Genomic DNA, 23,180 nt, shown 5'->3' with positions numbered 1-23,180 from the left:
CGGGTGATGCGCATCGCCGTCTTCGGCGGGAGGCGCTCATCGCCGTCGGTTTCTCGGCGGGCGATGTGCACGCCGTGGCAACCGCCGGGCCACGGGATGGTCACCGCGCGGGTCGAGAATGGTCGCTCTCCATCCTTCGAACGTGGGGGGTTTCACGTGAGCGGCACCGGCCACACCGGATACGACTGGTTCTCGCGCGGCGACACGGGCTACTGCTTCACCTTCGTGCGCGACCTCACGCCGGAGGAGGCGCTGCGCCGCGTCGGAGTCGAACCGCTCACCGACGAGGACGACGAGGACGACCTGCTGGAGGGCCTCCTGGTGGCGGAGCCCTGCGAGGGCGGCGCGCTGCTGATCGAGGAGAACGGCTACGCCGCCACCATGGACCAGGTCCTGCGTCCCCTCTCGGCCGGCACGGTGGTGGTGAGCGTGTTCCGCAACGTGAACTTCGACCAGACCTTCGTGCTGTACGAGGGGGGCGAGGAGATCCTCAGCTTCGACCCCCAGTTCCCCGGCGACTCCCGATCGGGCAGCGAGCCCGACCGCCACCTGGTGGAGATGCGCGAGCTCGGCCTGGTCACCGCCGACGGCGAGGACGGCCCCAAGGCGGACGTCACCACGGCGCTCGTCCTCGCGGAAAGCCTCACCGGAGTGCGGGCCCCCGAGAACCCGCAGACCGGCAGGGGAGTGCGGGGCATCCTCCCCGACTACTGAGCCGGCGTCAGCGCGGTGCGCCGAGCGACGACGGGGCGATGTACACGTCGTCGGCCTTGACGAACGCGACCCGGTGCCCGAGCTGGATCTGGTAGTACAGCGTGCGGCCCCTGACCACCGTGTGGGTGTCCTGGTCGAAGGTCACCGCGTAGTAGTACTCGCCGCGCGTCGCCAGGCCGACGGCGTACCGCTGGCCCTGCGGGATCGAGTACTGCAGGGGGACGATCGCCTGCACGGGCACGCCCTTCGGGTACGCCTCGGGCTCCGGATAGGCCCTGCCGTACACCGGCACGGAGTCGCGGCCGGGCTTCGGCGTGACGACCAGGCCGGTGGCGTTGACCGCGGTGGGGTGGTCATGGGGGTTGCGGAACCACGCGACCTGGCCGAGGTACCAGATGGCCGTCCAGTCGCCCTTCCTGCCGGCGAGCGCGTACTGCTGGCCCGTGGTGGCCCTGGCGCCGTGGTCGGAGACGTCGTACGTCGAGTCCCCGCCGGGCCTGCGCCCGATGTCCTTCACCAGGGGCGCGTCCTCGCTCGGCTCGGTGTGCAGCCAGACCGACGCGGAACCGTGCGGCGGGCAGTCCACGCCGGGCCTGTCGCAGCCGGTGTAGCGCGGCTGGTGGTTCGCGTAGTCCGTCCTGATCGTCACCATGCCGCCGTGCGCGCCGCCCCTGGAGGTGAACGGATGGCGCATCAGCTCGAAGTAGTGGCCCCAGTCCCAGTACGGCCCCGGGTCGACGTGCATGGTGGCCACGTTGCCGGGGATCGTGCCGGGGACGTTGTCGTGGCCGAGGATGTGCGCGCGGTCCAGCGGGATGTCGTACCGCTTGGCGAGGTAGCGCACCAGCCGGGCCGAGCTGCGGTACATCGCCTCGGTGTACCAGGAGCCGGCCTTGGCCAGGAAGCCCTCGTGCTCGATGCCGATGGACTTGGCGTTGACGTACCAGTTGCCGGCGTGCCAGGCGACGTCCTTGGTCCTCACGTGCTGGGCGATGTGACCGTCGGCCGAGCGGATCGTGTAGTGCCAGCTCACGTACGTGGGATCGGCCACGAGCCTGAGGGTCTTGTCGTAGGTCTCCTCGGTGTCGTGCAGGACGATGTAGTCGATCCGCTGGTTGCGCGGCCGGTCGGACAGGTCGTGGTTGCCGTAGTCGCCCGGGGCGTCCCCCAGCTTCTGGTAGGGCGCCGGGAACCATTCGCAGGCGAGCCTCTTCGGGCACTCGACGGTCTTGCCCTCGGCCTCGCGCAGCCCCAGGCGGTCCACTTGCTCCATGCGCGGAGCGATCTCCGGTGAGGCGGGCAGCGAAACCTTCTGACCGTCGTCGGTGACCCTGCTCACGCCCTCCTTGAGGGTGGTGAACACCTCGTCGGCGAACTGCCGGGCGGTCTCGGCGTCCTGCGCCCCCGAGTACCGGGCCACCGCGCCGTACCAGTCGGCCGGATCGGAGCTCGCCGGGATCTTCAGGTCCTTCTGGTACTGGGCGAGCAGGGCCGCTCCGCCGAGCAGGTTGGCACTCGGTTCCCTGACCAGCTGTTCCGCCGGGAGCCCGGTGAGGCGGGCGGCCTCGTCGGCCGTCTGCGACCCCGCTTCGGGCTGCTGCGCGGGTTCGGACGCCTTGGGGAGCTTGGACGGGCGCGCGTCGTCGCCGCGCGGGTCCTCCGCGCCCTCGCTGTGATGGGGGACGGCCCCGGCGAGGGCCGTGCGCGCGTCCGTCAGGTGCATCGGACCGTACCCGGCCGTGACGCTGGGAAGGCCGTGGTTGGTGTCCCAGCGGGACTCCAGGTAGGACACGCCGAGCAGGACGTTCTCGGGCACGCCGTACGCGGCGGCGGCCGACCTGTAGGCCTCCTGGCGGGAGGGCGGGGCGGCGGACGGATCGGCGTGGGCCGGGGGAAGGGTGACGAGCAAGGTCGCCGCCATGGAGGCGGTGACCGCAAGCGTTCTGCGCATCTGCGACCCTTTCTCAGTCAGAGCGCGCGCTCCTTGCGGGCGTCGTGGTCCACGAGCGCGACGGCGCCGCCCAGGTCCCGTAAGGTCCGGGCCTGCCGCGCGAAGTGCCCGTCGACACATCGCGACTTCAGCGGGTCCGCGCGGAAGACAAAGCCCGGGATCACGACGGTCACCATACGGGATCTTGACCTCTGATCCCACTCTTGTAATACGGCGTGTCAAGGAGTATTGCCGGGCCTTGGGGGAGCCTCCCCGGTCTCGGGGGACCGCTTCCCGCCGTGTAAGGATGAAAGAACGACATGCGGGACTGGTGCGGATTCGCCCTCGCAGCGCTCGCGATCAGGTTCGCGATCGAAGTCCCCGCCAGGCGTGCGGAAGCGCCGTCCTGCACAGGGGGAACGCATGGTGGAAGTCATCGGGGCCGGCATGGGCCGGACGGGAACGTACTCGCTCAAAGCGGCCCTGGAGCGTCTCGGCCGTGGGCCATGTCATCACATGTCCTCACTCGACGGCGATGTCGACCGGATCAGGGGATGGGAGGCGGCCGCACAGGGGGAACGGGTGGCCTGGGACGAGCTGCTGGAGGGATACCAGGCGACGGTCGACTGGCCCTCGTGCTACTTCTGGCAGGAACTGCTGGACGCCTACCAGGACGCAAAGGTGATCCTCACCGTGCGGGACACCGGCAGGTGGTACGCGAGCGTGCGTGACACGATCTACCGGTCCAGCCACCGGCAGCCGGGATGGCCCGGGATGCTGATGAGGCTGGAGGACGGGGCCTGCCGGGGGCTCAGGTGCCGCCGGCGGATGTGCGAGAGGGTCATCTGGGAAGGCACCTTCGGGGCCCGGTTCGGGGACCCTGAGTACGCGATGGGCGTCTTCGAGTGGCATACCGCCCACGTGCTGGCCGCGGTTCCCGCCGACCGGCTGCTGGTGTACGAGGTGTGCCAGGGGTGGGAGCCGCTGTGCGACTTCCTCCGGGTTCCCGTGCCGGACGAGCCGTTCCCCCACCTGAACGACACGGCGGCGTTCCAGAGCATGGCGGCCCGGCGTCGCAGGCGCGTCCTGACCCTGCGTCCCCCCGAGCCCGGCGGCGGCCAAACGGCGGTCCGGTGAACCGCCCGGTCCGGTGAGCGGGGGCGGTCGCGCGGCGGGTGCGGTGAGCGTGGGCGGTCATGTGCGGGTGTGGTGAGCGGGGGCGGTCTTGCGGCGGGTGCGGTGAGCGGGTGCGGTGAGCGGGGGCGGTCATGCGGGAGTGCGGTGAGCGGGGGATAGGCGCCCTGGTCGGCGCGCGGCGCGTTCCGCCGGCGACGGCGGACATGTACTACGCGCAGGGGTGGTGGCGACGGGAGTCGTTCGTCGACGACCTCCGCGACGCGGCGTCCGCGGTCCCCGGCCGCACGGCGTTCGTCAACTGGCGCGGGGACGAGGGGCGCGAGGTGACCGTGACCTTCGGCGAGCTGGCGGTGTACGTCGGCCGCCTGTCGGCGGGGCTCCGGAAGCTCGGGGTCCGCCCTGGGGACGCGGTCGCCTTCCAGCTTCCCAACTGGTGGGAGACCGCGGCGCTGACCCTCGCGTGCCTGGACGCCGGGGCGGTCGCCGTGCCGATGATGATGACCATGGGGCCGCGCGAGGTGGAGCGCATCCTCGCCGGAACGCAGGCGAGCGTGTGCGTCACCGTCGACCGCTGGAACGGCTCCGCCGGCCGGAAGGACGCCCCCGCCGGTCAAGGGGACGCGGCCTGCCGGGGTGACGTCGCCGCCGGTCGAGGGGACGCGGCCTGCCGGGGTGACGTCGCCGCCGGTCGAGGGGACGCTGCCTGTCGGGGGGACGGCTCCGCCGGCCGGGGGGAGGGTCTCTTCGACAGGCCGGACGGCCGTAGTCCCGCCCGCGTTCTGGCCGACCTCGGCGACCGCCTGCCATGGCTCCGTCACTGCGTGGTCATCGGCGACGCCCGTACCACCGGCGCGATCCCTTTCACCGACCTTCTCGGCCCCCTCCTCCCCGGCTCGGACGGGTCCTCCGGCACGGGGGCCGATCCCTCGGACGGCTCGGACGGGTCCTCCGGCACAGGGGCCGATCCCTCGGACGGCTCGGATGGATTGGACGGCTCGGGGACTCCGGCTCCGTCCGGCTCGCCGGGAGCACGTACGCCCTCAGCCGCGGCCGGCGACGGCACGTCCTTCGCCCGGAGCGACGAGGTGTCCCTCGTGCTGTTCACCTCCGGGACGACGGGCGAGGTCAAGGGCGTGCTGCACACGCCCAACACGCAGTACGCCTCCACCCGGGCGAGGCGGGGCGCGCTGCGCGACGTGCGCGATCCCAGGGTCGGCACCCCGGCCGATCTGACCCACTCGGTGGGGATGCGTACCAACGTGCTGACACCCCTGGTGGCGCGGTGCACATCCGTGTTCGCCGACACCCGCGACCCGGACATCTGGCTGGACCTCCTCGCGCGGCACCACGTCACCCATTTCCTCGGGGCGCCGGAGATGCTGGGCAACCTGGTCCGGGCGCAGCGGCGGCGGCGACGTCCCCTGCCCGGCCTGCGCCTGGTGACCAGCACCGGAGCTCCGCTGCCCGCCTCGTTCGTCGCACCGATCCGTGAACTGCTCTGCCCAGGGCTCGTCAACGGCTTCGGGATGACCGAGACGGGCGGGATCACCCTGACGGCCGCCGACGATCCGCCCGACTGGCCGGGCCAGAGCATCGGCCGCCCCACCCCGGGCCGCGAGGTCCGCCTCCTCCCCGACGCCCCCGACGCCCTCGATCCCTCAGGCTCCCCTGATCTCCCCGGCTCGGACGCCCTTTGCGCGTCCGGCCGCCCCGGCCCCTCCGGCGATCGGGAGGTCGGCGGCGCGGTGTTCCGGCTGTGGGTGCGCGGTTCATCGGTGTGCGTGGGGACCTTCGAGCTCGGCAGCCGGAGGCTCGTGTGGGCTCCGGACACCGCGGGCGGCTGGTACGACACCGGGGACCTCGTCGCGGAGGACGGACGCGGTGGCCTGCGCTACCTGTCCAGGGTCGCCGACCGCGTCGGCAGCCCGCACCCGATCCCGGTCCTGGAGGTCGAGGACGAACTGCTGGGGCACCCGGCCGTCGCCGACGTGGCCATCGTCGGGTGTCAGAACACCGTCGGTGAGGAGATGGTGTGCGCCGTCGTGGTTCCCGAAGGCACCCCGCCCACCCTCGACGGCCTGCGCGACCACCTCCTGCGGCGCGGCATGACCGAGTGGTACCTGCCCACCCACCTCGCCTGCGTCGACACCCTGCCACGCAACCCCCTGGGCAAGGTCCTCAAGAACGAACTCCGCGAACGCCTGCTCCGCGAGCCCCGCCCGTGACCCCGGCCTCACCGATCGGCTGACGCGCTCTCGGGAGTGCGGGCGTTTCGGAACGGCCACGCGTTGGGGCGGCACCGCTGGAGGGAGATCGTCTGCTGGACCATCACCGGGGCCCGCCTGCCGGGACCGGGGCAGAACTCGTGGCCGTGCCCGAGCGCGTGGCCCACCTCGTGGTTGATCACGTACTCCCGGTAGGACGCCAGGTCGCCGCGGTAGCCCGGGATGCCCTGACCCCACCGCTTCGCGTTGATGACCGCTTGCCTGCCGTTCCAGCAGGAAAGCTCGCCGTACGTGCTCATCGGCAGGCAGCGCGCGTTCGTCATCGCGGGGCTGGACAGGGCCACGCGGAACCGTACGGGCCCGTGATCGACACGCTTGAACCGCAGGCGGCCCCCGGACCCCCAGCTACGCGGGTCATTGAGGGTCCGGTGTACCGCGGCCGCGAACGCCTCCTTCTCGAAGGGAAGGCCCTTCTCGACCTCCACCATGTACCGGATCACCTTTCCGTGGCTCTTCTTCGGCGGCCGGGCGGTCCCCTGAACCACGGAGTAACGGCCTTTCGCGGCCTGCGGGACCCGTACCACGGGCGGCTGATCTCGCTCACCCGGGAGCTGTTTCCTCGGAGTGCCGGATTCGTCCTTGGAGTCCGGGTGTGACGTGTCTCCGGGCCCCGGTGTGGGCGACGGCTTGGACGCGGCGAGAGCCGGGTGCGTCGCCTGCGGGCGCCCGGCCGGATCCGACGAACCGTACGGGGTGCTCTGGGCGGACGACCCCTTCGCTCCGTCGAGTACGAGGACGCCTCCAACGATCATGACCGCGACTCCGGCGGCGCATGCGAGCAGAAGCGTGGAGGGCCTTTTGGGGCCGTGAATCTGAGGCGTTAGGTTGCGGGACATCGACGGCCAAGCCTATTACCGATCACCGCTCGACCCCTTACTCACCCCTGAGCCCAACGTCACGGCACCTGCCCCCACGCGCCGCGTCCACGGCCGGCGCCATGGGTGACGCGCCGGTCGTGCCGATGACTGTGAGTAACTATTCAGTGGCTTAGGGTGGCGGCAACTGGAGTTTCAAAGGATCTTCGCCGACTGCTTGTGGCAGATGTCCAGGCAGCGGCGGGAGCGAGGAGGAATCATGCGTAATGTCGGCACAACCCTGGCCGCCGTGGTGCTGGCCGGAGCCGGTCTGTTCGTCGCGTTCCCCGCGACAACGGCTCAGGCCGCATCGCCCAAGATGTCACCGGCGGCGGCGTGCACGCGAGCCACCGACGACGCGAGTGGCGTGATCTGCTTCCTGCGTTACTGCGACGCCTACTACTGCTACTACGACTGCTACATCACCGCGGACTCACGCAAGGCCGGCTCCAAGCCGACCAGCACGATCCGCGTCCCCAAGCCCCAGGGCACACCCGCTCCGACGATCACCCGCTGAGACCGTCCGGTCTCCAGCAGGACGGTCGCACCCGCGGAGCAACGGCTTCGGGCGGGGCGGGGGCGCGGCGACGCGCCTCCGCCCCCCGATGCTCGTACGGCCGGCCGAGCGCACCCCGCCGTGGTTCGGGCGCCTCAGCGCGTGGGTGGCATGGCTCGCCCCAGCGGACCGGACTCGTGGGCGTCGACCAGTTGCCTGGGAGCCGTGAGGCACCAGGCCTCGGTGACCAGCTCCAGAAGCTCATCTGGATCGATCTTCGCGAGATGGACCACGACCCAGCCGAACCGGCCCGCGGTGAACTGGGGCTCGAACACCTCCGGCCGCTCGGCCACCAGTGCGATCTGCTCGTCGATGGTCGCCTTGAGCCCCACGGTCTCGGTCTTCTCCCACAGGTAGCCGAAGCCCTTGCCGCGCACCTTCAGCGCGATCCAGTCGTCGCCGTCGCTCTGCTTCACCTCGGGAAGCTGGTCGAGCATCACCAGGAACTCATCGACAGTCACACCCATGGCCTACGTCTATCAAAGGACCCCGACATTTATCGACACACGTCCACAGGCGGAGGCCGGCACCCCGCCGGTGGAGGCCGCTTCTCGTCGCGTCGGTCGTGACGGAAGCGCGCCAGGGGTCAGCCCTTGCGGGGTTCGCCGCGGTAGGTGCCGAAGGACCACAGGTTGCCCTCGGGGTCGCGGACGGCGAACTCGCGGGATCCGTAGTCGGTCTCGCGCAGCCCGTGGACCACCTCCGCGCCGGCCCTGGTGGCGTGGGCGAACAGCCGGTCGGGATCGTCGGTGACGACGTACGCGCCGAAGGTGCCAGGGGACAGGGACCACGGGTCGTCCTCACCGGGCTCACGAACGGAGCCGAGCATGATCCCTCCGCCGAGCGGCCAGTCGAGCTGGGCGTGGTCGACGCGGTCGCCCTCGCCGTACACGACGGTCTCCTCGAAGCCGAACGCCTCGACGAGGAAGGCGATGAGCGTGCGGGCGTCGCGGGCGCGCAGGGTCGGCCAGACCTGGGGTCGCGGTATCTGAGTCATGCCATCTCCATGAAACGCGGCCCGGCGGCGGGCACCCCGCATGCCATCTCCATGACCGACTCCCTCCGGCCGGTGTCCCGGAACACGAATAACCCGGCACCCAGACCATTGTGCCGTCCCCGCCCGGTGCGGCGCACCAGGGCTGCGCGTACTTGACCTGGGGGAGAGGGTGCCACTACGGATGGCCTTCATGCATATCGAGAAGAGACTGGACGAACTGGGGCTCGTGCTGCCCGAGCCGATGCGGCTGCCGACGGGTGCCGAGCTGCCGTTCCCCTGGGTCAGGGTGCATGGCGACCGTGCTTTCGTATCCGGGCACGGGCCGCTGGCGGCGGACGGCTCGCTGGCCGAGCCGCTGGGCAAGGTCGGGGAGCGGCTCACCCGCGAGCAGGGCTACCAGGCGGCGCGGCTGACGGGTCTGGCCATCCTCGCGAGCCTCAAGCGGGAACTCGGCGACCTCGACCGGATCACCGGTTGGCTGAGGGTGTTCGGCATGGTCAACACCGCGCCCGGGTTCACCCACACGCCGGCGGTGATCAACGGATTCTCCGACCTGATCCTCCAACTCTGGGGTCCCGACCAGGGAAGACACGCCCGCTCCGCCGTCGGCCTGGCCGAGCTCCCGTACTCCATCCCCGTCGAGATCGAAGCCGAAGTGGCCATCACGTGAGGACGGCCGCGCACCGGGCCGGTCGCCTGTAGGTTCCGCCGAGACCTGGTGCGGCGGCGGACGCCTGCCCACCGGGCGGAGGAAAGGATTGCGGGCCGTCGTATTGTCCAAGGATGCTGGGCTTCATGCCGATCGAAGACGCGACCCCCGACGCCCTTCCCGAGATCGGGTCCGCTCCGGACATGCCCGCCCCAGGCCGACACGCCGCGGGCGGCTTCCCAGGCCGGGCACGCGACTTCCGAGATCGGATACATGGCTTCCCAGGCCGGGCACGCGACTTCCGAGATCGGATACACGGCTTCCCGGGCCAGGCGCACGGCTGCTCAGGCCGGGCGCACGTCGAGGGGCGCGCCTTCGGGCGAGGCTGATGCCGTCCCTCGACGTCGCGCAGTGGGCGGTGCTGCTGCTTTCGCTGGTCCTCGTAGGGTTCTCCAAGACCGGCGTCGCCGGCACCGGGACGGTGGCGGTCGCCCTGTTCGCGCTCGTGCTCCCGACGAGGAGCTCCACGGGCACGCTCCTGCCGCTCCTGCTCGTCGGCGACGTGGTGGCCGTGGCCTCCTACCGCCGCCACGCCGACTGGCCGAGGCTGCTCAGGCTCTTCCCGTGGGTGGCCGCCGGAGTGGTGGCCGGCGCCGTCGTCGTCCGCTGGGTCGACGACGCGCAGATGAGACGGCTCATCGGGGTGATCCTGCTGGTCATCATCGCCGTCCACTTCTGGAACCGGCGCAGAGGGGCCGAGGCGTCCCTGGCCCACCACCGGGCGGTGGCCGCCTTCGCGGGGGTCTTCTCCGGCTTCGCCACCATGACGGCCAACGCCGCGGGCCCGATCATGGCCCTGTACCTGCTCGCGGCGGGCATGCCGATGCTGGGATTCCTCGGGACCAGCGCGTGGTTCTTCCTGACGATCAACGCGTTCAAGGTGCCGTTCAGCGTCGGGCTCGGGCTCATCACCCCCGCCTCGCTGGCCTTCGCCGCCGTGACCGCCCCGGCCGTCCTCGTCGGCGCCGCGGCCGGTCGCGCGGTCATCGACCACATCAACAGGACGTGGTTCGAACGGGTGACACTGCTCCTCACCTTCGTCGCGGCGGTACGCCTGCTCCTATGACCCCTCCACGCTGTGGTCGCCCGGCGAATCCGACGCGGTGCGCCGGGGCTGTTGGACGGATCGACGGCGGGCAGGAAAGACTGGACAGGTACCACTCATTCGAGGAGGAACTCCCATGCAGACTCGCCGCATCGGCGATGTCCAGGTCAGCGCGATCGGGCTCGGCGGGATGCCGATGTCGATCGAGGGGCGCCCCGACGAGCGGCGTTCGGTCGCGACCATCCACGCCGCGCTGGACGCGGGCGTGACGCTGTTCGACACCGCCGACGCCTACCACCTGCACGCGGACGAGGTCGGCCACAACGAGTCCCTGATCGCCCGCGCCGTCGCCGGGTACGGCGGCGACACCTCCGACGTGCTGATCGCGACGAAGGGCGGCCACGTGCGCCCCGGCGACGGCTCCTGGAGGTTGGACGGTTCGCCCGAGCACCTCAAGCAGGCGTGCGACGCCTCGCTCAGGCGGCTCGGCGTCGAGGCCATCGGCCTCTACCAGTTCCACCGCCCGGACCCGAAGGTGCCGTACGCGGACTCGGTCGGGGCGATCCGCGACCTGCTCGACGCGGGCAAGATCCGCTTCGCGGGCATCTCGAACGCCGACCCCGCCCAGATCCGGCAGGCGAACGAGATCCTCGGCGGGCGTCTGGTGAGCGTGCAGAACGAGTTCTCCCCGGCCTTCCGCTCCAGCGAGCCGGAGCTGGAGCTCTGCACCGAGCTCGGCATCACCTTCCTGCCGTGGAGCCCGTTCGGCGGCATCGTCCGCTCGGGCGAGCTGGGCTCGCGCTTCGGCGCCTTCGAGGACGTGGCCAAGGAGCATGGAGCGAGCGCGCACCAGGTGTGCCTGGCGTGGATGCTCGCCAAGTCGCCGATCCTGATCCCGATCCCGGGCTCCTCGCGCCCCGAGACGATCCGCGACTCGGTCGGCGCGGTGGACCTGAAGCTCTCCCCCGAGGAAGTGGGCCGCCTCGACGCCGCCTGACGAGGGTCGCTCGCCGGTGCCCGACCTTGCCCGCCGGGCACCGGCCGACGCGTCAGCTCGTACAAGCCCCCTGGACGACCAAGGCTGAGATCATGCCGGTGGCGGGGGGTCCAGCGCGCCGCTGGCGAGCCCCATGGCGACGGACGCCGCCACCGTCAGGCCGGACCCGTGCACCTCGCGGAGCTCCGCCTCGAAGGCGAAGAGGTTCCTGAACGCCTTGCCGTAGCGGCGCTGCCCGGGAAGAGGGAGGCGCGGCACCTGGGCACGCCGTGGATCGAAGCGCGTCAGGCCCGACTGGGTGCCGCCCGTCGACAGCGACAGGGTGCGTACGAACCCCGCGAGAAAGTACGAGTCGATTCGGTCGGCGTCGGGCCTGAGAAGGGTGAGACGAGGGCCGAGCAGGAGACCGGCGTCCTCGATCACCTCGGCGGCGATCTCCCGGTCGCGCGTCGCCACGACCACGTCACCCGGCCGGATCACGACCCTGTCCTCGGGCCGCGTGCGCGTCACGACAGGTCCTCCGGTGAACAGGCGGCTCGCGTCGAGTACGAGCTCACCCGTGCCGTCGACGTCGTACCTGCCGGACTGGTGGATCGTCAGCGCTCCGGTCCGTTCCAGCTCCGAGAGCAGGACCATCGGCATCTCCCTGGCCTTACCGGGCAGCGCGTCGGGCACCAGCGTCGCGAGACGTTCGAGGCGGCGGACGAACTGCTCGCGGAAGGAGGGGTAGTCGCCTCCCGCCTCGTCCGCAACGCCCACGTGCCGTGCCGGAGTCACGTCGATGTCCTCGTCGATCAGATCGATGATCGGGACGGTGCGGATCTCACCCGGCACGTCCACCTCGCGGTCGGGATCATCCTGGAATGCCTGCCACCGCTCGGCGATCGCGTCGAAACCGGCGGGCCCGGCCTCGGCCATCAGCACGCGTGACGGCGTACGGCCGTCGCCCGCGGGCTTGCGAAGGACCCAGACGTGCACGGGAAGGCCGGTCCCCGACGCCATCTTCGGCGGGAGGCCGATCACGGCCTGGACGACGCCCCGGCGGAGCAGGTTGCTGCGGATGCGCCGCCCCGATCGGCGGTTGGCCGCGATGGCGGGCATCAGCAGGACCGCCACACCGCCGGGGTTCAGGTGGGCGAGCGCGTGCTGGACCCAGGCGAGCTCCGACTCCGACTTGGGCGGCAGGCCGTACTCCCAGCGCGGGTCGCTCGTCAGCTCGTCGTATCCCCAGTTGCGCTCGTTGAAGGGGGGATGGCACAGCACGGCGTCCACGGTCACGCCCGGCCAGGCGTCCTGACGGAGGGAGTCGCCGGCCCGCACCTCGCCCTCGACTCCGTCCAGCGAAAGGCGCGTCTGCGACAGCCGGGCGAGAGAGCCGTCGCACTCCTGCCCGTACGCGCGCTCCGCTCCACTCATCGCGAGGAGGATCCCCAGGCCGCAGGCGGGGTCCAGAATCGTGTGGACGCCCGGCCCGGCCAGCCTCACCATGAAGTCCGCCACTTCGGCGGGCGTCTCGACCAGGCGGCGGGAGTGGACCTCGGCGTAGCGGTCCAGCAGGAATCGGGTCGCTTCCGCGGTGCCGCGCTCCTGCGCGTACTCCTTGATGAGCTTCCACGCTGTCCGCGGCACCAGCCGGGGCCTGCCCTGGCCGCGCAGCAGCTCGGTGGCCTCGGCCGCCACCTCGCCGAGCCGGATCTCGTCGGTGGCCGTTCTGATCTGCTGCCAGACCCGCTCCCGCAAGGGCAGCTCCTCGACCTTCCCCTGGCCGAGCAGCCACGCCTCGACATCCTTGAGGGAGAAGGTCGGGCTGGTCGCCGTGCCGCCGACCGGCTCGGGAAAGTCCTCGTGCCGGCGCCGCCAGTTGCTCACCGCGGCGCGCCCGACCCCCGCCATGCGCGCGATGTCGGCCGACGTGACGGTCGCCTCGTCTCCGCTGATCGCCGGCCTCCAGCTCTCCTCGTCCAACGTGTTCCCACGTCAGCACATCCCATGTGGATGCCAACGTAGTCTAGAAGGCTGGAGGAAGAAGGTTCTGGTCCGGGGCACGTGTACGTGATTCACGCCCGGCCGCAGTCAGTGCTAGAGGAAATGAATCCACCGACTCCGCCGTCTGGTATTCATGCCAATCTCCCGTGATGAAGCCCGGCTCTGGACGTAAAATGACGCCTCGCTGTATCCATATGCCTCATTTGCGAACGATTGTCGTAGGGCTGTCGAGTCGCGAATCCTTCACGAGAAACGCCCCGATGTCCGGGGCGCTCGTCGCCCGACGCTTCGTTCGCCACCGACTCCGGGGACCCAGCGTGACCGTACGGGCGTGCGAGGGGCGTTCACTGACACGAAAAGGGATGGTGAGCATGAGCGGGTCGAAGCGCAGGATCCGGATCCTGGCCGACGAGGAGACCGTGTCGTTTCTGGCGGAGGAGCTGACCGGCGCGGGGGAGACCGTGGTCGCCCGGGCACCCGTGGCCGATCCAGGCCGGCTGGCCCTCGACCTGGGCACGGTGGAGTCGATCGTCGCTCTCGTCTCGGCGCTGTTCATCGAGGGTCCGATCATCCCCCAGCTCTGGGAACGCATGCGAGCGGGCAAGACGCAGAAGCTGGTCTTCGAGGGGCCTTTGCGCAAGGTGACGATCGAGGCGAAGACCGATCTGACCCAGGAGGAGATCAAGGCGGCCTTCCGGTTGGTGACCGGGATGACCGAGCCGTGAGCACGGTCTTCGGCGATTTCGACCCGAGGTTCCCCGGAATCGCGCTGACGGTGGGTTCGGCCGAAAGGTGGGACCAGCTGCGACGTTACGCGCTCGGCGTGGAGGTGCCTGAGCGGTTGTCCGAGCTGGATGATCCGGCCTTCCTGGACGCCGTCTCCAGCACTACCGTGCTCCCTCATGAGGTGCGGCATTTCCACGACTTCCTGCTGTCCCCGGCTGGAGCACGGCACATGCGGACGCGCGTGGTGCTGGGCCTGAACCTGATCCAGCTCCTGGTCAACCTGCGCGGGAACGGGATCTGGGACCGGGCGGACGCGTTACCCGTACCGATCACCACGTGGTGCCGCATGTCGCCGGGTGAGCGTGAGGACTGGGCGGCCATGCTCGCCGACATGGGCGAAAGACTCACGTTACCCATGGATTTTCCTTTTCTTCCGGAAAATCCCGATTACTCCGTATATAAGAAGATAAATGTCATGTCGACGGATTCGACGAGTCTGGCGCATCTCATCACTGTGTGCGAGGGATACCGCGCCCGGCTCATCCAGTTCGAGGCGCCTCCGGAAGGGGGCGGCGGCCTCGGCCTCACGGGGGCGCACCTGAAGGAGGCGTCGGCATTCCTCGTCCAGGCGCAGGAAGCGTCCGATTCCCTGGGGCAGGACGTCGCGGGGCGGTTCCTGACCCTGATGATGCAGGCCGGCAACCGCTACGGCGTGGCTCTGCATTACCTGGGCAACGCCTTCGCCTTCGCCGGGGCGCCCCCGATCGCCGATCTCATGGCGATGTTCACCGGATGGGTCCTGCTGGGCGACCCGCTCGCGGCACAGGACCAGGCCCATCCACTGGTCCGGTTCGCGCTGCTCGCCAAGGCGATGCAGGCGACGGGACCCCGGGGGTTCTTCGGGGACGGGGACATGACGCACGCGTTCGCCCGGTGGGACGAGTTGACCGGGCAGCCGCCGACCCTTGACTCCCTGCGCCGGTCCCTGGACCGCGACGAGCGCTCCCTCGCGTCGTTTCGCGAGTCCATGGCCCACCTGCAACCTGATCTCGTCGACTGGGTGACCGGGTTCCTCGACGGCTACGAGGAGTTCATCCACGCCCGGCGCCTCATGGTGGGCACCTTCCTCACAGAGCCGTGGGCCTACCTGTCACCGGCCGGCTACCTGCACAACGCCGAGCACTGGGTGGCGCCGCAGCTCAGAGTCACCTTCCTCGGGAACTCGGCTCTGGACATGGGCACCTCCCTCGATCACGGATGGACGTTGGCCCACGGGTTCCACGATTCCGACGGCCGGTCGATCGCCAAGGTGATCTACACGGACGCCGAGCCGGCCGGGGTGCCCTGCATCAGCCAGGAGGGCGCGGACGGGCTGCACTCCCTGTTCGCGGCAGCCGACGTGATCGTCGGCCCCAGCCCCGCCGACGCCTCCGAGGTGGAACTCCTCCTCGCCCAGAAGATCATCGGAGACGACATCACCCTCACCCGCCTTTACTGAACCGGGTCTGCTGCCGCCGGGCGTGGGCCCGGCGGCGGCAGGTGAGGGCGGTCTGTCAGGCGGCGTGCTGCGTGGGCGGTTCGAGAGGGATGATGTCGCGGACGGTGGTGGACAGGCGCCGGCTGAGAGAACCGGGACGCGAGACGACGGTCACGTGCAGGCCCGCTTCGGTCAGCCACCGGGCGAGGTCGACGAAGAAGCCGTCACCGGATCCGATGACGACCCGCTCGAACCGCAGGTCGATACGGTCCTGGTAGGCCGTCTCGGCCAGGGCGCTGTCGGCGCCGTCGGGCCCGGACCGGGCCAGCAACCGCACCCCGTGGAACGCGATCCCCACCGCCAGCAGCGCGGTGTGGTTCACGGCCACGACGTAGTGGTCCATGAGCCCTGTCGGCACGAGCGCCTCGTAGATCGTCATCACCTCCTCGACCTCGGAGGTCGTCGGACGGGTCGAGCCCACGAGATTCTCGATGTCGAGCAGGTGCATGGCCCGGCCACGCCGAAGCTCAAGGTGACGGGAACGGCGACTCGCCCGCGAGGCGCGGGCACGGAACTCGTCCAGGTGCGTGACGGGGGTGATCACGATCCAAGTCCTCTCCACGAGTGCACTGGTGTGCGTCTGCGTCAATTACAGCACATGTGAACTCGATGCACAAAGGTATTCGGAGCCCCGTCACCGTACCGGTCACCGCTTCCGGGTCCGGCCATCCATCGGCTCGGCTCCTCGCGATTCGTCATCGTCGGACACCGACACCTGTCGCCACGACGAAGCATCGTCGTAAGGTGATGGGCCATGGATTGGGTGCAGCGCGTCGCCGATGTCAGGCGCTGGACGCGCGACGGCGAACGAGCGCCGCACAAGCCGCTCCTCCTGCTCTACGCCCTCGGCCGGTTCCAGCGACACGGCGGTCGGCCGATCCCGTTCAGCGGCGCGGAGGCCGACCTCAAGCGCCTGCTCAAGGAGTTCGGGCCGCCGAGGCAGACCAGCCCCGGCTACCCGTTCCACCACCTGACCAACGACGGCATCTGGCTCGTCGACACCGTGAACGGACCGGGAAGTCCTGGCCCGGAGCTGGGCCGTCTTCGTGACTCCCAGGCCGCCGGCCGGCTCCACCCCGACCTCCTGCGCGCACTGTCCGACGACTCCCACCTGGTGGTCCGCCTCGCACGGCACCTGCTCGACGCGAACTTCGAACCCTCACTGCACGAGGACATCTGTCAGTTCACCGGACTCGATCTGGAGACCTACGACGCGGCCGATCCGGCCCGCGTCCCGGCGCGTACGACGCTCCGGCGTGATCCCGCCTTCCGCGAGAAGGTCCTCATCGCGTACGAGTACTGCTGCGCGTTCTGCGCGTACGACGGCTGGCTGGACGGCACCACGGTCGGCCTCGACGCCGCCCACGTCCGCTGGCGGGCGTTCGAGGGGCCGGACGACGTCGCCAACGGACTGTGCCTGTGCTCGATTCACCACAAGCTGTTCGACAAGGGCGTCCTCGGCATGACCGGCGAGCGTACGATCACCGTCTCGGCGAAGTTCGTCGGCCGGACGCCCGCCGCCAGGGCGATGGTCTTCGCTCTGGCCGAACGCCCGATCCGCCGCTCACAACCAGGTCACGCGCCCGTCGACGCCGCCAACATCGAATGGCACACCCGCCAGGTCTTCCGCGCCCCCGCCCGCACCGCGTGAGCCATGGCCGTTCGATGTGCCGGCGGTCGGGAAGCCACGTTCGTCGATCTCGTCGATCAGGCGGTGGAGCAGCCACGGCTATCCTGCGCACATGCTGATCACTGACGGGGAATTGACCGTAAAGGCGGCGCAGGCGGGAGCCGCCGTCGTACGCGCCATGTACGGTGCGCCGCTGACGCGCATCCAGAAATCCGCGGGTGACTTCGCGACGGCCGCTGACATCGAAGCGGAGAACACGATCCTGGACGTACTCCGCCGCGACCGATTCTGGCTCGATCTGCAGTAAGTCTTCCTGTCCCGAGTTCCCTGATCAGGATCTCGGCCCTCCGGTAAGGTCTCTCCGCAGATCGTCGCCCCGGGTCAGTCCGCCCGCATTCGGCGGCCTGACCCGGGTCCAATTGTCCCGAGTCGAGCACGTGGATGGCGTCATGACGGCTTTGAGCAAGCAGGACATCGCCTGGCTGGCGGATGACTACGAAGTCGACGACACATGGTGCCTGACGTTCATCGAGGGCGTTGACGAACACGAGGCGCTGGCGAGATTCGGAGTCCCCGCCGCGTCCGTCCGCTCCATGACGTTCGCCGAGCTCATGCGGGATGGTCTGTTCCCCGATACCGTGCTGGCCGCGCGGATCGGCGACTGGGCGGTGCTCCTCGAGGTGCACGGAGAGGAGTGCCTGGGGGCGATCGAGGAGCTGTCGGCCGGCACCCGAGCCGTGTCGGTGGTCAGGAACGACAACGCCTCGGAAGCGTTCGCATACGCCCGCGACGGCAGTGTGGTCACCGGCTTCGACCCGGACGCTTCCAGCAGCTCACGATGGGGGAGCGACCCGGACCATCTCCTCCCTCTCATGGAGCAGGCCGGATTCCCCGTAGGGCCCGGCGATAGCGCGGCGGAAAGAGGTGAGCCGTTGCTACTGGCGGCGAGCATCACCGGCGTCATGCTCACCCGGGAAATCCTCGAACGCCCCCTGCCGGCGGGTGCCAGGCCCTGGTGAGCCCGGCCATCAGGCCGTACCGGACGCCGGAAGCTCCTCTTTAGCGCCCGGTTTAGCGCCCGGCTTCGGGTGATGAGCTCCTACGGCTGCGGAGCGTGCCGCTCGGCGTTCGTCGGAGCGACCCGGCCCGGCGGCCCGGTCCAGGAACCGCTTGAGCGCGAAGCCCTGACGTGAGGGAGGGCGGAGGTCAGGTGCGTTCCGGAGGCGGTGGGGAGGGCGAAGGCGACGGCTTTGCCGGGGGCGTTGGTGGTCGTGGTCGTCCGGTATGCCTGGCAGTGGCCTTGGGACAGTTCGTAGGTCATCAGCAGGCCGCGTCCGTTCTCGGCGAGCAGGGACAGGTCCGGCTCGGGGAGCGTGGACAGCCGTTGGAAGGCGTCGTGGATCTTCTCGGGGTCCGGGTCGCCGTCGACGATCTCACACCAGGTGGGGACTCCGTCGAGGTGGAAGATCCGCAGCTCGTACGGCTGGCGGGCGTGCCGTTCGGCGTTCGCGGCCAGTTCGCCGGCGATGATCTCGGCGTCGGTCACCGCGTCCTGGGTCAGGCCGGCTTGCTGGAGGACTTCGCGGATGACGGTACGGGCGTGGCGCGCGGCCGAGCCGTGGGGAAGGGTCCGCACGAGTACGCGGATGTCGCGGTTGTCCGCAGAAGGCTCCTGGTCCAAGTGTTCCGGTCGATCCAGGGGGTCGGGGGTGTGGTCCTCGGGTTCCTGGGAGGTGCGGTCGGCGGGTGGCATAAAGGGGCTCCGTTCGCTGTCGGTGGCGGTGGACAGCAGGAAAGGTCAACGGGCGAGCCGAATGAACGTGGCTGCCTGCTCGTTGGCCGGGAGCGGGGGAGGGCGGCACCAGCGGTGGTCGATCTCTGGTCGTTTGCCCGGAAGGGCTTGGCGTGCGGGTGGCCGGGGTGTAATCGTCGTCACAGGAAGCGATCGAACGATTACCGATGGGGTGGTCATGGGGGCGCTGGAGCGTGAGGCGGGCCGTCCGGAGCTGGTCAGGGCGCGGCGGCGGAAGGGGCTCAGCCAGGAGGCGGCGGCGGAGGCGGTCGGGGTGTCGCCGACGACGTGGGCGCGGTGGGAGCGGGGTGAGCAGGGGGTACGTGCGCGGCACCGGGCGCGGATGGCGGCCGTGTTCGGCGTCGCGGCGATCGACGTGGAACGGTGGGTCGAGGGGTGGGCCTTCGTGGAGACACCTTGCTGGCCGCTGGTGGACTGTGGGGGCGGCTCGCTGGAGGCTACGGTGAAGTCGGCCGACCTTCTGTGGAGGTTCGAGATGGATCCGTCCCGCCGTCACCTGCTGGCCACGCTGCCGTTCGTACCCGCCGCGCTGGGGGAGTGGCTGACATCCTGGACGTACGACAGTCCGGCCGCGTCCACCGGTCACGCCGGTTCCGGGCGGGCGGTCGGCATGGCGGACGTCACCCGCGTCAACGAGGCCCGCCAGGCGTTCAGCCAGATGGACCACCAGTTCGGCGCGGGCCTGGTCCGCCCGGTGGTCCTGCGCTACCTCAACAGCAACGTCACCCCCCTGCTCCACGGCCGCTACGACGAGCAGGTCGGCGCCAAGCTGCTGAGCGCGGCGGCGGGCATGAGCTGGATGGCGGGCTGGACGTCATTCGACATGCATCATCATGGACGAGCTCAGCACCACTTCGGGCAGGCGCTGAGGTTTGCCAAGGCGGGGGACGACTCGATCACGGGGGCCTGGGTACTGTCGACGTTGACCCAGCAGGCCATCCACACCGAGCAGCCCGTATGGGCAGTCCGGCTGGCACGGGCCGCGGCCGACACGGCCCGCTGCGGGCAGGCACCGCCGCGTGTGACGGCACTGCTGATGATCAGAGAAGCCTGGGCCACAGCCCTGCGGGCAAGGCCCGCCGAGACGGGGGACAAGCACAGCGCCCGACAGATTGAGGGCCTGCTCGTCGAGGCCGAACGGGTCCACTCCACAGGTGCCACCGATCGTGATCCGGCGTGGATCGCCCTACACGAGGAGGTGGAACTGAACGCGGAGGCGGGGCGCTGCTGGAGCTTGCTCGGTGAGCACCAGCGGGCGGCGGAGTGTGCCGAAGCGGCCGTGGAGGCGTTCCATGAACGCGCTCCCCGCTCGGCTCAGTTCAACCTGGTGCACGCCGCCGATGCCTACCTGGCGATGGGCGAACTCGGGCAGGCCCTGGACTCCGCGCGGGCCGCGATCCCGATGGCCAAGACGCTCAGCTCGGCTCGCTCGGTGGACTTCATCACCGGCTTCGCAGACCGCCTGGAGCCGTACGACACCACGGTGGCGGTACGAGAGTTCCGTGACAATCTGCGTGCCGAACTGGCGGCGTGACTCCGCACGCCCTACGCATCCGGGTTCGTCACGCATTCGGTGTCGCCCGAGATGTTGATCCCAACTGGAGAGTCACCTACCCCCGCGCTGATCCCCCCGAAGCCTTTCCGCTTGGCCCCAGCTACATAGTTCTGGGTGTAGTTGATGGTCCATCCTCGCTGCTTAAGGACGCCTACAACCTTGTTGAACACCGCTTCTGAGGTCAGCGACTTGTCAACGGCGTCACTGTGTACATTGATGAGGCTTTCGACGCTGGAGTGGTCGGTGCCGACCGCCCCCCCGCAGGGGGCGTCCTTAGTCTGCACGACCACCCGCGGTTCCGTGCCTGGGAGAACGGCTTGGATGATGGCCTTCGCCTCATTGATCAAGGTTTGTCGGGATTGTTCGGGAGTCATGGCGGTACTCGATTCGTCCGTGCAGGCGGTCACTCCGAAGAGCAGCGCGAGAATCGCGAGGGTGCGTCTGTAGGGCATGCCGATCGTCATGTCGGGCTGCTCCGGTTCGAGGGGGATGCCGACAAAAGAGTGACGAAGCTTTCGGCTCGCCAAGCTTCCTGATCCTTCATGGGAGCAGACCTCTCTCAATCTCTTGATCCACGGCAGTGCCGAACTCCTTGATGGCCTCTCCCATGCTCTTGGCGATGATGTCCGCGACGTCCTGGGTGGAGAAGTAGCCGTCGAGCCCCGCCGTGTGCAACCCGGCCATTGTCGCGGCCAGGATGGTTCCTCTGCCGACAGTCGCGGCACCAAGCGACAGTGCGTTCGTATCGACGGTCCCCGCTTGCAGCCCCTTGATGATGGGATCAAGGGCTGCGCCCAGCTCACCGGTCTTCCATTGCGGAACATGGCTCTGCATCTCTCGCACCAACATCCGGGCGAACCCCGCTCCAGGCTTCTCGTCGTCCAGGTCGGGTGAGCCGGTGAAGGTCTGCAGGCAACCGTCCCCGACGAGCACCGTCTGTAGGTTTGATAGTGCGATGTTGTCGGCCATGTAGTACTGCGAATGGCCAGACGACCGTCCGGTGGCCAGCCGTTGGATGCCTGACATTTCCGAGGGGTCCCTGCCGTGGGCTTGCGTGTAGGAGACCCAGTCACCAGGCGCGCGCATGGCGAATACCGGTGTACCGGACGGAAGTTTCAGGTCGGCCACATTCTCGATGTTGGAGCCCAGTCCGGGACTGCCCATGAACACGACCGCGTTGAATGAAGTGCCTTGCTGCAGCGCTTTGCTGGACAGCAAGGTGCCGTAGCTGTGCGCGAAGAGGGAGACCTTGGCGCTCTTGGCCAGCTCCAGTCCGGCGCGGAAGGAATGCAGCTCCGGAGCGCCGGCTTCGGCTTTGTTCGGCAAGGGGGAATCACCGAACTCCGGGGTGTCGTAACCGAGCCAGGTGATCACCGCCGTGTCGGCGAGATCCTTACCCGTCCGTCGGTCCTTGATGAGCTCTTCAGCGTCCTTAGCAATGTCCTTGTAGTTGTCGAGGCGGTTGGTGATGCCCGGGACCATGACGGCGACGTGGGCCGCTTTGGCCAGGTCGCCGAAGGCCTCGGCTACGAGTCCGTCGTTGGCCGGGTCGAAGAGGAGGAACTGGCGGGGCTTGGACTGGCCGTCGCCGGTGATGCGCGGCTGCTGGAACTCGGTCAGACGGGCGACCCGGGCCTCCAGGACGGCTACTTGCGGGTTCTTCGGGTCTGTGGCCTTCAGGTGGGCTAGTTCCTGCTGCTCGTGGGTGAGGGCGCGTTCGATGAGCAGTTTGTTGGCGGCGAAGCGGACGGCGCTGGGGGCCCCGTCCAGACCGCCTACCAGGTTGGGTTGGTTGGCCGTGAGCCACGACCGTTCGTCCGCCTTGAGCTTGGCGAAGTACGTCCGGACGGCGGCGGCCCGCTCCTCAGGGGTGGCCGTTTTGTTCTTTTCGAGCACAGCTTTAAGGTCGCCACTTAATCGCGTACCTTGCTTGGCCGATACCGACCCAATTGACGTCGTCAGGCCGAATGCCTTAAGCGCGACGAACGGGTCGCCGCCCTTTTCGGCGGCCCGGGCGATCGAGGCCCGGTTCAGCAACTCGGCGGGGGCGTCCGTGGCCCAGCGCAGCACGCTGACCATGGGTCCTGCCTGCGCCTGGCCGATGAGCTGACCGGCGCGTGCGTAGTACTGCTCGGCGAGTTGCCGCCGATCGGTGAGGAGTTTCGCCAGCTGTTCAAGCTCCTCCGGATCGACCAGTCGCTCGGGCTCCACCGGGCGGAATCTACCTGCGCTTCGCCTTATATGGAAGGATTCTCCATGATTGATATGAGACGCGGGGCGGGGGTGCGGTGTCGCAATATGATGAAATGATGCGTTTGGCGCATGAAGCGGACGATCTTGCGGAAGCCGTCGAAGACGTCCTCAAGCCGGTTCACGACGCATTGGCCCGGATGCGCTGGAACGGCCCGCACCACGACCGCGTACGGGCCGAACTCGGCACGATGACCCAGGCCGCTGGAACGGTGGCGAACCGCCTGCGGGAAAGGGCGGAGGTCTTCCGCCGGGCCGCCGACGTAAGCAGGTCCGGCGTGGAACGCCTGCCGGAAGGCATCCTTGAAGGGCTCCTCGGTCCGGCCGGAGGGCTGCTGTACGACCGCTACCAGCGCCGAGATGCCTAGTGTCGTGCACCTGAAATCTGTCGGATAATTTCTTATTCTGATGTGTATGAGGCATCCAGGTCCGTCTGCGGTACCGATCGAGTTAACCGAT

Annotated in this window: 24 protein-coding genes; 14 read left to right on the top strand and 10 right to left on the bottom strand. The window is 69.3% G+C overall.

The window, feature by feature from the left end; genetic code table 11:
- Positions 1 to 156 precede the first annotated feature (156 nt).
- Entirely contained in the window at positions 157 to 714 is a 558-nt protein-coding gene (locus ACGFIV_RS02045) for a DUF6461 domain-containing protein (protein ID WP_358546393.1), read from the top strand.
- 7 nt (positions 715 to 721) lie between these two features.
- Here ACGFIV_RS02045 and ACGFIV_RS02040 read toward each other — a convergent pair whose 3' ends face one another.
- Positions 722 to 2,665: an N-acetylmuramoyl-L-alanine amidase gene (locus ACGFIV_RS02040; protein WP_358546396.1), complete on the bottom strand. Its 1,944-nt coding sequence runs from the start codon at positions 2,663 to 2,665 to the stop codon at positions 722 to 724.
- A 17-nt stretch (positions 2,666 to 2,682) separates the two neighbouring features.
- On the bottom strand, positions 2,683 to 2,829 hold the full coding sequence (locus ACGFIV_RS02035) for a hypothetical protein (RefSeq protein WP_358546398.1): 147 nt from the start codon (positions 2,827 to 2,829) through the stop codon (positions 2,683 to 2,685).
- 238 nt (positions 2,830 to 3,067) lie between these two features.
- On the opposite strand from ACGFIV_RS02035, the gene ACGFIV_RS02030 reads away from it, so the two are divergent.
- Positions 3,068 to 3,781 (top strand): sulfotransferase family protein, encoded by a 714-nt coding sequence (locus ACGFIV_RS02030; RefSeq protein WP_392831163.1) that lies wholly within the window; start codon positions 3,068 to 3,070, stop codon positions 3,779 to 3,781.
- A 131-nt stretch (positions 3,782 to 3,912) separates the two neighbouring features.
- A complete protein-coding gene (locus ACGFIV_RS02025) occupies positions 3,913 to 6,006 on the top strand; it encodes an AMP-binding protein (RefSeq protein ID WP_392831160.1) in 2,094 nt (697 codons plus the stop codon).
- A gap of 8 nt (positions 6,007 to 6,014) precedes the next feature.
- Here ACGFIV_RS02025 and ACGFIV_RS02020 read toward each other — a convergent pair whose 3' ends face one another.
- Positions 6,015 to 6,818, bottom strand: a complete 804-nt coding sequence (locus tag ACGFIV_RS02020) for a DUF3152 domain-containing protein (RefSeq protein ID WP_358546404.1) — start codon at positions 6,816 to 6,818, stop codon at positions 6,015 to 6,017.
- A 322-nt stretch (positions 6,819 to 7,140) separates the two neighbouring features.
- On the opposite strand from ACGFIV_RS02020, the gene ACGFIV_RS02015 reads away from it, so the two are divergent.
- Positions 7,141 to 7,437, top strand: coding sequence for a hypothetical protein (locus ACGFIV_RS02015; protein WP_358546407.1), 297 nt, complete (start codon positions 7,141 to 7,143; stop codon positions 7,435 to 7,437).
- A 134-nt stretch (positions 7,438 to 7,571) separates the two neighbouring features.
- On the opposite strand, the gene ACGFIV_RS02010 is transcribed toward ACGFIV_RS02015, so the two are convergent.
- Together ACGFIV_RS02010 and ACGFIV_RS02005 are read right to left on the bottom strand one after the other, a co-directional pair.
- On the bottom strand, positions 7,572 to 7,943 hold the full coding sequence (locus ACGFIV_RS02010; RefSeq protein WP_358546410.1) for an MmcQ/YjbR family DNA-binding protein: 372 nt from the start codon (positions 7,941 to 7,943) through the stop codon (positions 7,572 to 7,574).
- A 119-nt stretch (positions 7,944 to 8,062) separates the two neighbouring features.
- Entirely contained in the window at positions 8,063 to 8,473 is a 411-nt protein-coding gene (locus tag ACGFIV_RS02005) for a VOC family protein (protein ID WP_358546412.1), read from the bottom strand.
- Positions 8,474 to 8,654: 181 nt separating this feature from the next.
- Between ACGFIV_RS02005 and ACGFIV_RS02000 the strand changes: the two genes are divergently transcribed.
- The 3 genes from ACGFIV_RS02000 (at position 8,655) to ACGFIV_RS01990 (ending at position 11,224) form a co-directional block, all read left to right on the top strand.
- On the top strand, positions 8,655 to 9,143 hold the full coding sequence (locus ACGFIV_RS02000; protein WP_358546415.1) for a RidA family protein: 489 nt from the start codon (positions 8,655 to 8,657) through the stop codon (positions 9,141 to 9,143).
- 367 nt (positions 9,144 to 9,510) lie between these two features.
- Positions 9,511 to 10,248 carry a sulfite exporter TauE/SafE family protein gene (locus tag ACGFIV_RS01995; RefSeq protein WP_358546418.1) on the top strand — a complete coding sequence of 246 codons (738 nt, stop codon included), beginning with the start codon at positions 9,511 to 9,513 and terminating at the stop codon, positions 10,246 to 10,248.
- A 115-nt stretch (positions 10,249 to 10,363) separates the two neighbouring features.
- Positions 10,364 to 11,224 (top strand): aldo/keto reductase, encoded by an 861-nt coding sequence (locus ACGFIV_RS01990; RefSeq protein WP_358546421.1) that lies wholly within the window; start codon positions 10,364 to 10,366, stop codon positions 11,222 to 11,224.
- 90 nt (positions 11,225 to 11,314) lie between these two features.
- Here the strand turns inward: ACGFIV_RS01990 and ACGFIV_RS01985 are convergent, their stop codons facing one another.
- Positions 11,315 to 13,189 carry an N-6 DNA methylase gene (locus tag ACGFIV_RS01985; RefSeq protein WP_358546423.1) on the bottom strand — a complete coding sequence of 625 codons (1,875 nt, stop codon included), beginning with the start codon at positions 13,187 to 13,189 and terminating at the stop codon, positions 11,315 to 11,317.
- A 392-nt stretch (positions 13,190 to 13,581) separates the two neighbouring features.
- Here ACGFIV_RS01985 and ACGFIV_RS01980 point away from each other — a divergent pair, with 392 nt between their 5' ends.
- The gene (locus ACGFIV_RS01980) at positions 13,582 to 13,935 is read left to right on the top strand and encodes a hypothetical protein (RefSeq protein ID WP_358546426.1); all 354 of its coding nucleotides are present in this window, start codon (positions 13,582 to 13,584) and stop codon (positions 13,933 to 13,935) included.
- Positions 13,932 to 15,434, top strand: a complete 1,503-nt coding sequence (locus ACGFIV_RS01975; protein ID WP_392831151.1) for a hypothetical protein — start codon at positions 13,932 to 13,934, stop codon at positions 15,432 to 15,434. The genes ACGFIV_RS01980 and ACGFIV_RS01975 overlap by 4 nt, the downstream gene beginning before the upstream one ends.
- Before the next feature lie 55 nt (positions 15,435 to 15,489).
- Here ACGFIV_RS01975 and ACGFIV_RS01970 read toward each other — a convergent pair whose 3' ends face one another.
- A complete protein-coding gene (locus ACGFIV_RS01970; RefSeq protein WP_392831148.1) occupies positions 15,490 to 16,017 on the bottom strand; it encodes a hypothetical protein in 528 nt (175 codons plus the stop codon).
- Between the two features lie 210 nt (positions 16,018 to 16,227).
- Here ACGFIV_RS01970 and ACGFIV_RS01965 point away from each other — a divergent pair, with 210 nt between their 5' ends.
- The 3 genes from ACGFIV_RS01965 (at position 16,228) to ACGFIV_RS01955 (ending at position 18,122) form a co-directional block, all read left to right on the top strand.
- On the top strand, positions 16,228 to 17,124 hold the full coding sequence (locus ACGFIV_RS01965) for a phosphorothioated DNA-binding restriction endonuclease (protein ID WP_392831146.1): 897 nt from the start codon (positions 16,228 to 16,230) through the stop codon (positions 17,122 to 17,124).
- A gap of 91 nt (positions 17,125 to 17,215) precedes the next feature.
- The gene (locus ACGFIV_RS01960) at positions 17,216 to 17,410 is read left to right on the top strand and encodes a hypothetical protein (RefSeq protein ID WP_392831143.1); all 195 of its coding nucleotides are present in this window, start codon (positions 17,216 to 17,218) and stop codon (positions 17,408 to 17,410) included.
- A 142-nt stretch (positions 17,411 to 17,552) separates the two neighbouring features.
- Positions 17,553 to 18,122, top strand: coding sequence for a DUF6461 domain-containing protein (locus tag ACGFIV_RS01955; RefSeq protein ID WP_392831140.1), 570 nt, complete (start codon positions 17,553 to 17,555; stop codon positions 18,120 to 18,122).
- A gap of 80 nt (positions 18,123 to 18,202) precedes the next feature.
- Here the strand turns inward: ACGFIV_RS01955 and ACGFIV_RS01950 are convergent, their stop codons facing one another.
- Entirely contained in the window at positions 18,203 to 18,856 is a 654-nt protein-coding gene (locus tag ACGFIV_RS01950) for an ATP-binding protein (RefSeq protein WP_392831137.1), read from the bottom strand.
- 217 nt (positions 18,857 to 19,073) lie between these two features.
- On the opposite strand from ACGFIV_RS01950, the gene ACGFIV_RS01945 reads away from it, so the two are divergent.
- Positions 19,074 to 20,450, top strand: coding sequence for a helix-turn-helix transcriptional regulator (locus ACGFIV_RS01945; RefSeq protein WP_392831134.1), 1,377 nt, complete (start codon positions 19,074 to 19,076; stop codon positions 20,448 to 20,450).
- An 11-nt stretch (positions 20,451 to 20,461) separates the two neighbouring features.
- Here the strand turns inward: ACGFIV_RS01945 and ACGFIV_RS01940 are convergent, their stop codons facing one another.
- Positions 20,462 to 20,998: a hypothetical protein gene (locus tag ACGFIV_RS01940; RefSeq protein WP_392831131.1), complete on the bottom strand. Its 537-nt coding sequence runs from the start codon at positions 20,996 to 20,998 to the stop codon at positions 20,462 to 20,464.
- A gap of 13 nt (positions 20,999 to 21,011) precedes the next feature.
- On the bottom strand, positions 21,012 to 22,682 hold the full coding sequence (locus ACGFIV_RS01935; RefSeq protein WP_392831128.1) for an alpha/beta hydrolase: 1,671 nt from the start codon (positions 22,680 to 22,682) through the stop codon (positions 21,012 to 21,014).
- 98 nt (positions 22,683 to 22,780) lie between these two features.
- Between ACGFIV_RS01935 and ACGFIV_RS01930 the strand changes: the two genes are divergently transcribed.
- Positions 22,781 to 23,089: a hypothetical protein gene (locus ACGFIV_RS01930; protein ID WP_392831125.1), complete on the top strand. Its 309-nt coding sequence runs from the start codon at positions 22,781 to 22,783 to the stop codon at positions 23,087 to 23,089.
- Positions 23,090 to 23,180: the final 91 nt, after the last annotated feature.

The organism is Sphaerisporangium sp. NPDC049003 (assembly GCF_043197795.1).
Classification (GTDB): domain Bacteria; phylum Actinomycetota; class Actinomycetes; order Streptosporangiales; family Streptosporangiaceae; genus Sphaerisporangium.
This window is presented reverse-complemented; position numbering and strand designations above follow the sequence as displayed.

What these genes read in the sequence shown, in the direction of transcription:
- ACGFIV_RS01930 (WP_392831125.1), top strand. Translation starts at nt 22,781, where the DNA reads ATGCGTTTGGCGCATGAAGCGGACGATCTTGCGGAAGCCGTCGAAGAC.
- ACGFIV_RS02005 (WP_358546412.1), bottom strand. Translation starts at nt 8,473, where the DNA reads ATGACTCAGATACCGCGACCCCAGGTCTGGCCGACCCTGCGCGCCCGC.
- ACGFIV_RS02025 (WP_392831160.1), top strand. Translation starts at nt 3,913, where the DNA reads ATGCGGGAGTGCGGTGAGCGGGGGATAGGCGCCCTGGTCGGCGCGCGG.
- ACGFIV_RS02000 (WP_358546415.1), top strand. Translation starts at nt 8,655, where the DNA reads ATGGCCTTCATGCATATCGAGAAGAGACTGGACGAACTGGGGCTCGTG.
- ACGFIV_RS01965 (WP_392831146.1), top strand. Translation starts at nt 16,228, where the DNA reads ATGGATTGGGTGCAGCGCGTCGCCGATGTCAGGCGCTGGACGCGCGAC.
- ACGFIV_RS02030 (WP_392831163.1), top strand. Translation starts at nt 3,068, where the DNA reads ATGGTGGAAGTCATCGGGGCCGGCATGGGCCGGACGGGAACGTACTCG.
- ACGFIV_RS02040 (WP_358546396.1), bottom strand. Translation starts at nt 2,665, where the DNA reads ATGCGCAGAACGCTTGCGGTCACCGCCTCCATGGCGGCGACCTTGCTC.
- ACGFIV_RS01950 (WP_392831137.1), bottom strand. Translation starts at nt 18,856, where the DNA reads ATGCCACCCGCCGACCGCACCTCCCAGGAACCCGAGGACCACACCCCC.
- ACGFIV_RS02020 (WP_358546404.1), bottom strand. Translation starts at nt 6,818, where the DNA reads ATGATCGTTGGAGGCGTCCTCGTACTCGACGGAGCGAAGGGGTCGTCC.
- ACGFIV_RS01960 (WP_392831143.1), top strand. Translation starts at nt 17,216, where the DNA reads ATGCTGATCACTGACGGGGAATTGACCGTAAAGGCGGCGCAGGCGGGA.
- ACGFIV_RS01995 (WP_358546418.1), top strand. Translation starts at nt 9,511, where the DNA reads ATGCCGTCCCTCGACGTCGCGCAGTGGGCGGTGCTGCTGCTTTCGCTG.
- ACGFIV_RS02010 (WP_358546410.1), bottom strand. Translation starts at nt 7,943, where the DNA reads ATGGGTGTGACTGTCGATGAGTTCCTGGTGATGCTCGACCAGCTTCCC.
- ACGFIV_RS02015 (WP_358546407.1), top strand. Translation starts at nt 7,141, where the DNA reads ATGCGTAATGTCGGCACAACCCTGGCCGCCGTGGTGCTGGCCGGAGCC.
- ACGFIV_RS01980 (WP_358546426.1), top strand. Translation starts at nt 13,582, where the DNA reads ATGAGCGGGTCGAAGCGCAGGATCCGGATCCTGGCCGACGAGGAGACC.
- ACGFIV_RS01955 (WP_392831140.1), top strand. Translation starts at nt 17,553, where the DNA reads ATGACGGCTTTGAGCAAGCAGGACATCGCCTGGCTGGCGGATGACTAC.
- ACGFIV_RS01990 (WP_358546421.1), top strand. Translation starts at nt 10,364, where the DNA reads ATGCAGACTCGCCGCATCGGCGATGTCCAGGTCAGCGCGATCGGGCTC.
- ACGFIV_RS01945 (WP_392831134.1), top strand. Translation starts at nt 19,074, where the DNA reads ATGGGGGCGCTGGAGCGTGAGGCGGGCCGTCCGGAGCTGGTCAGGGCG.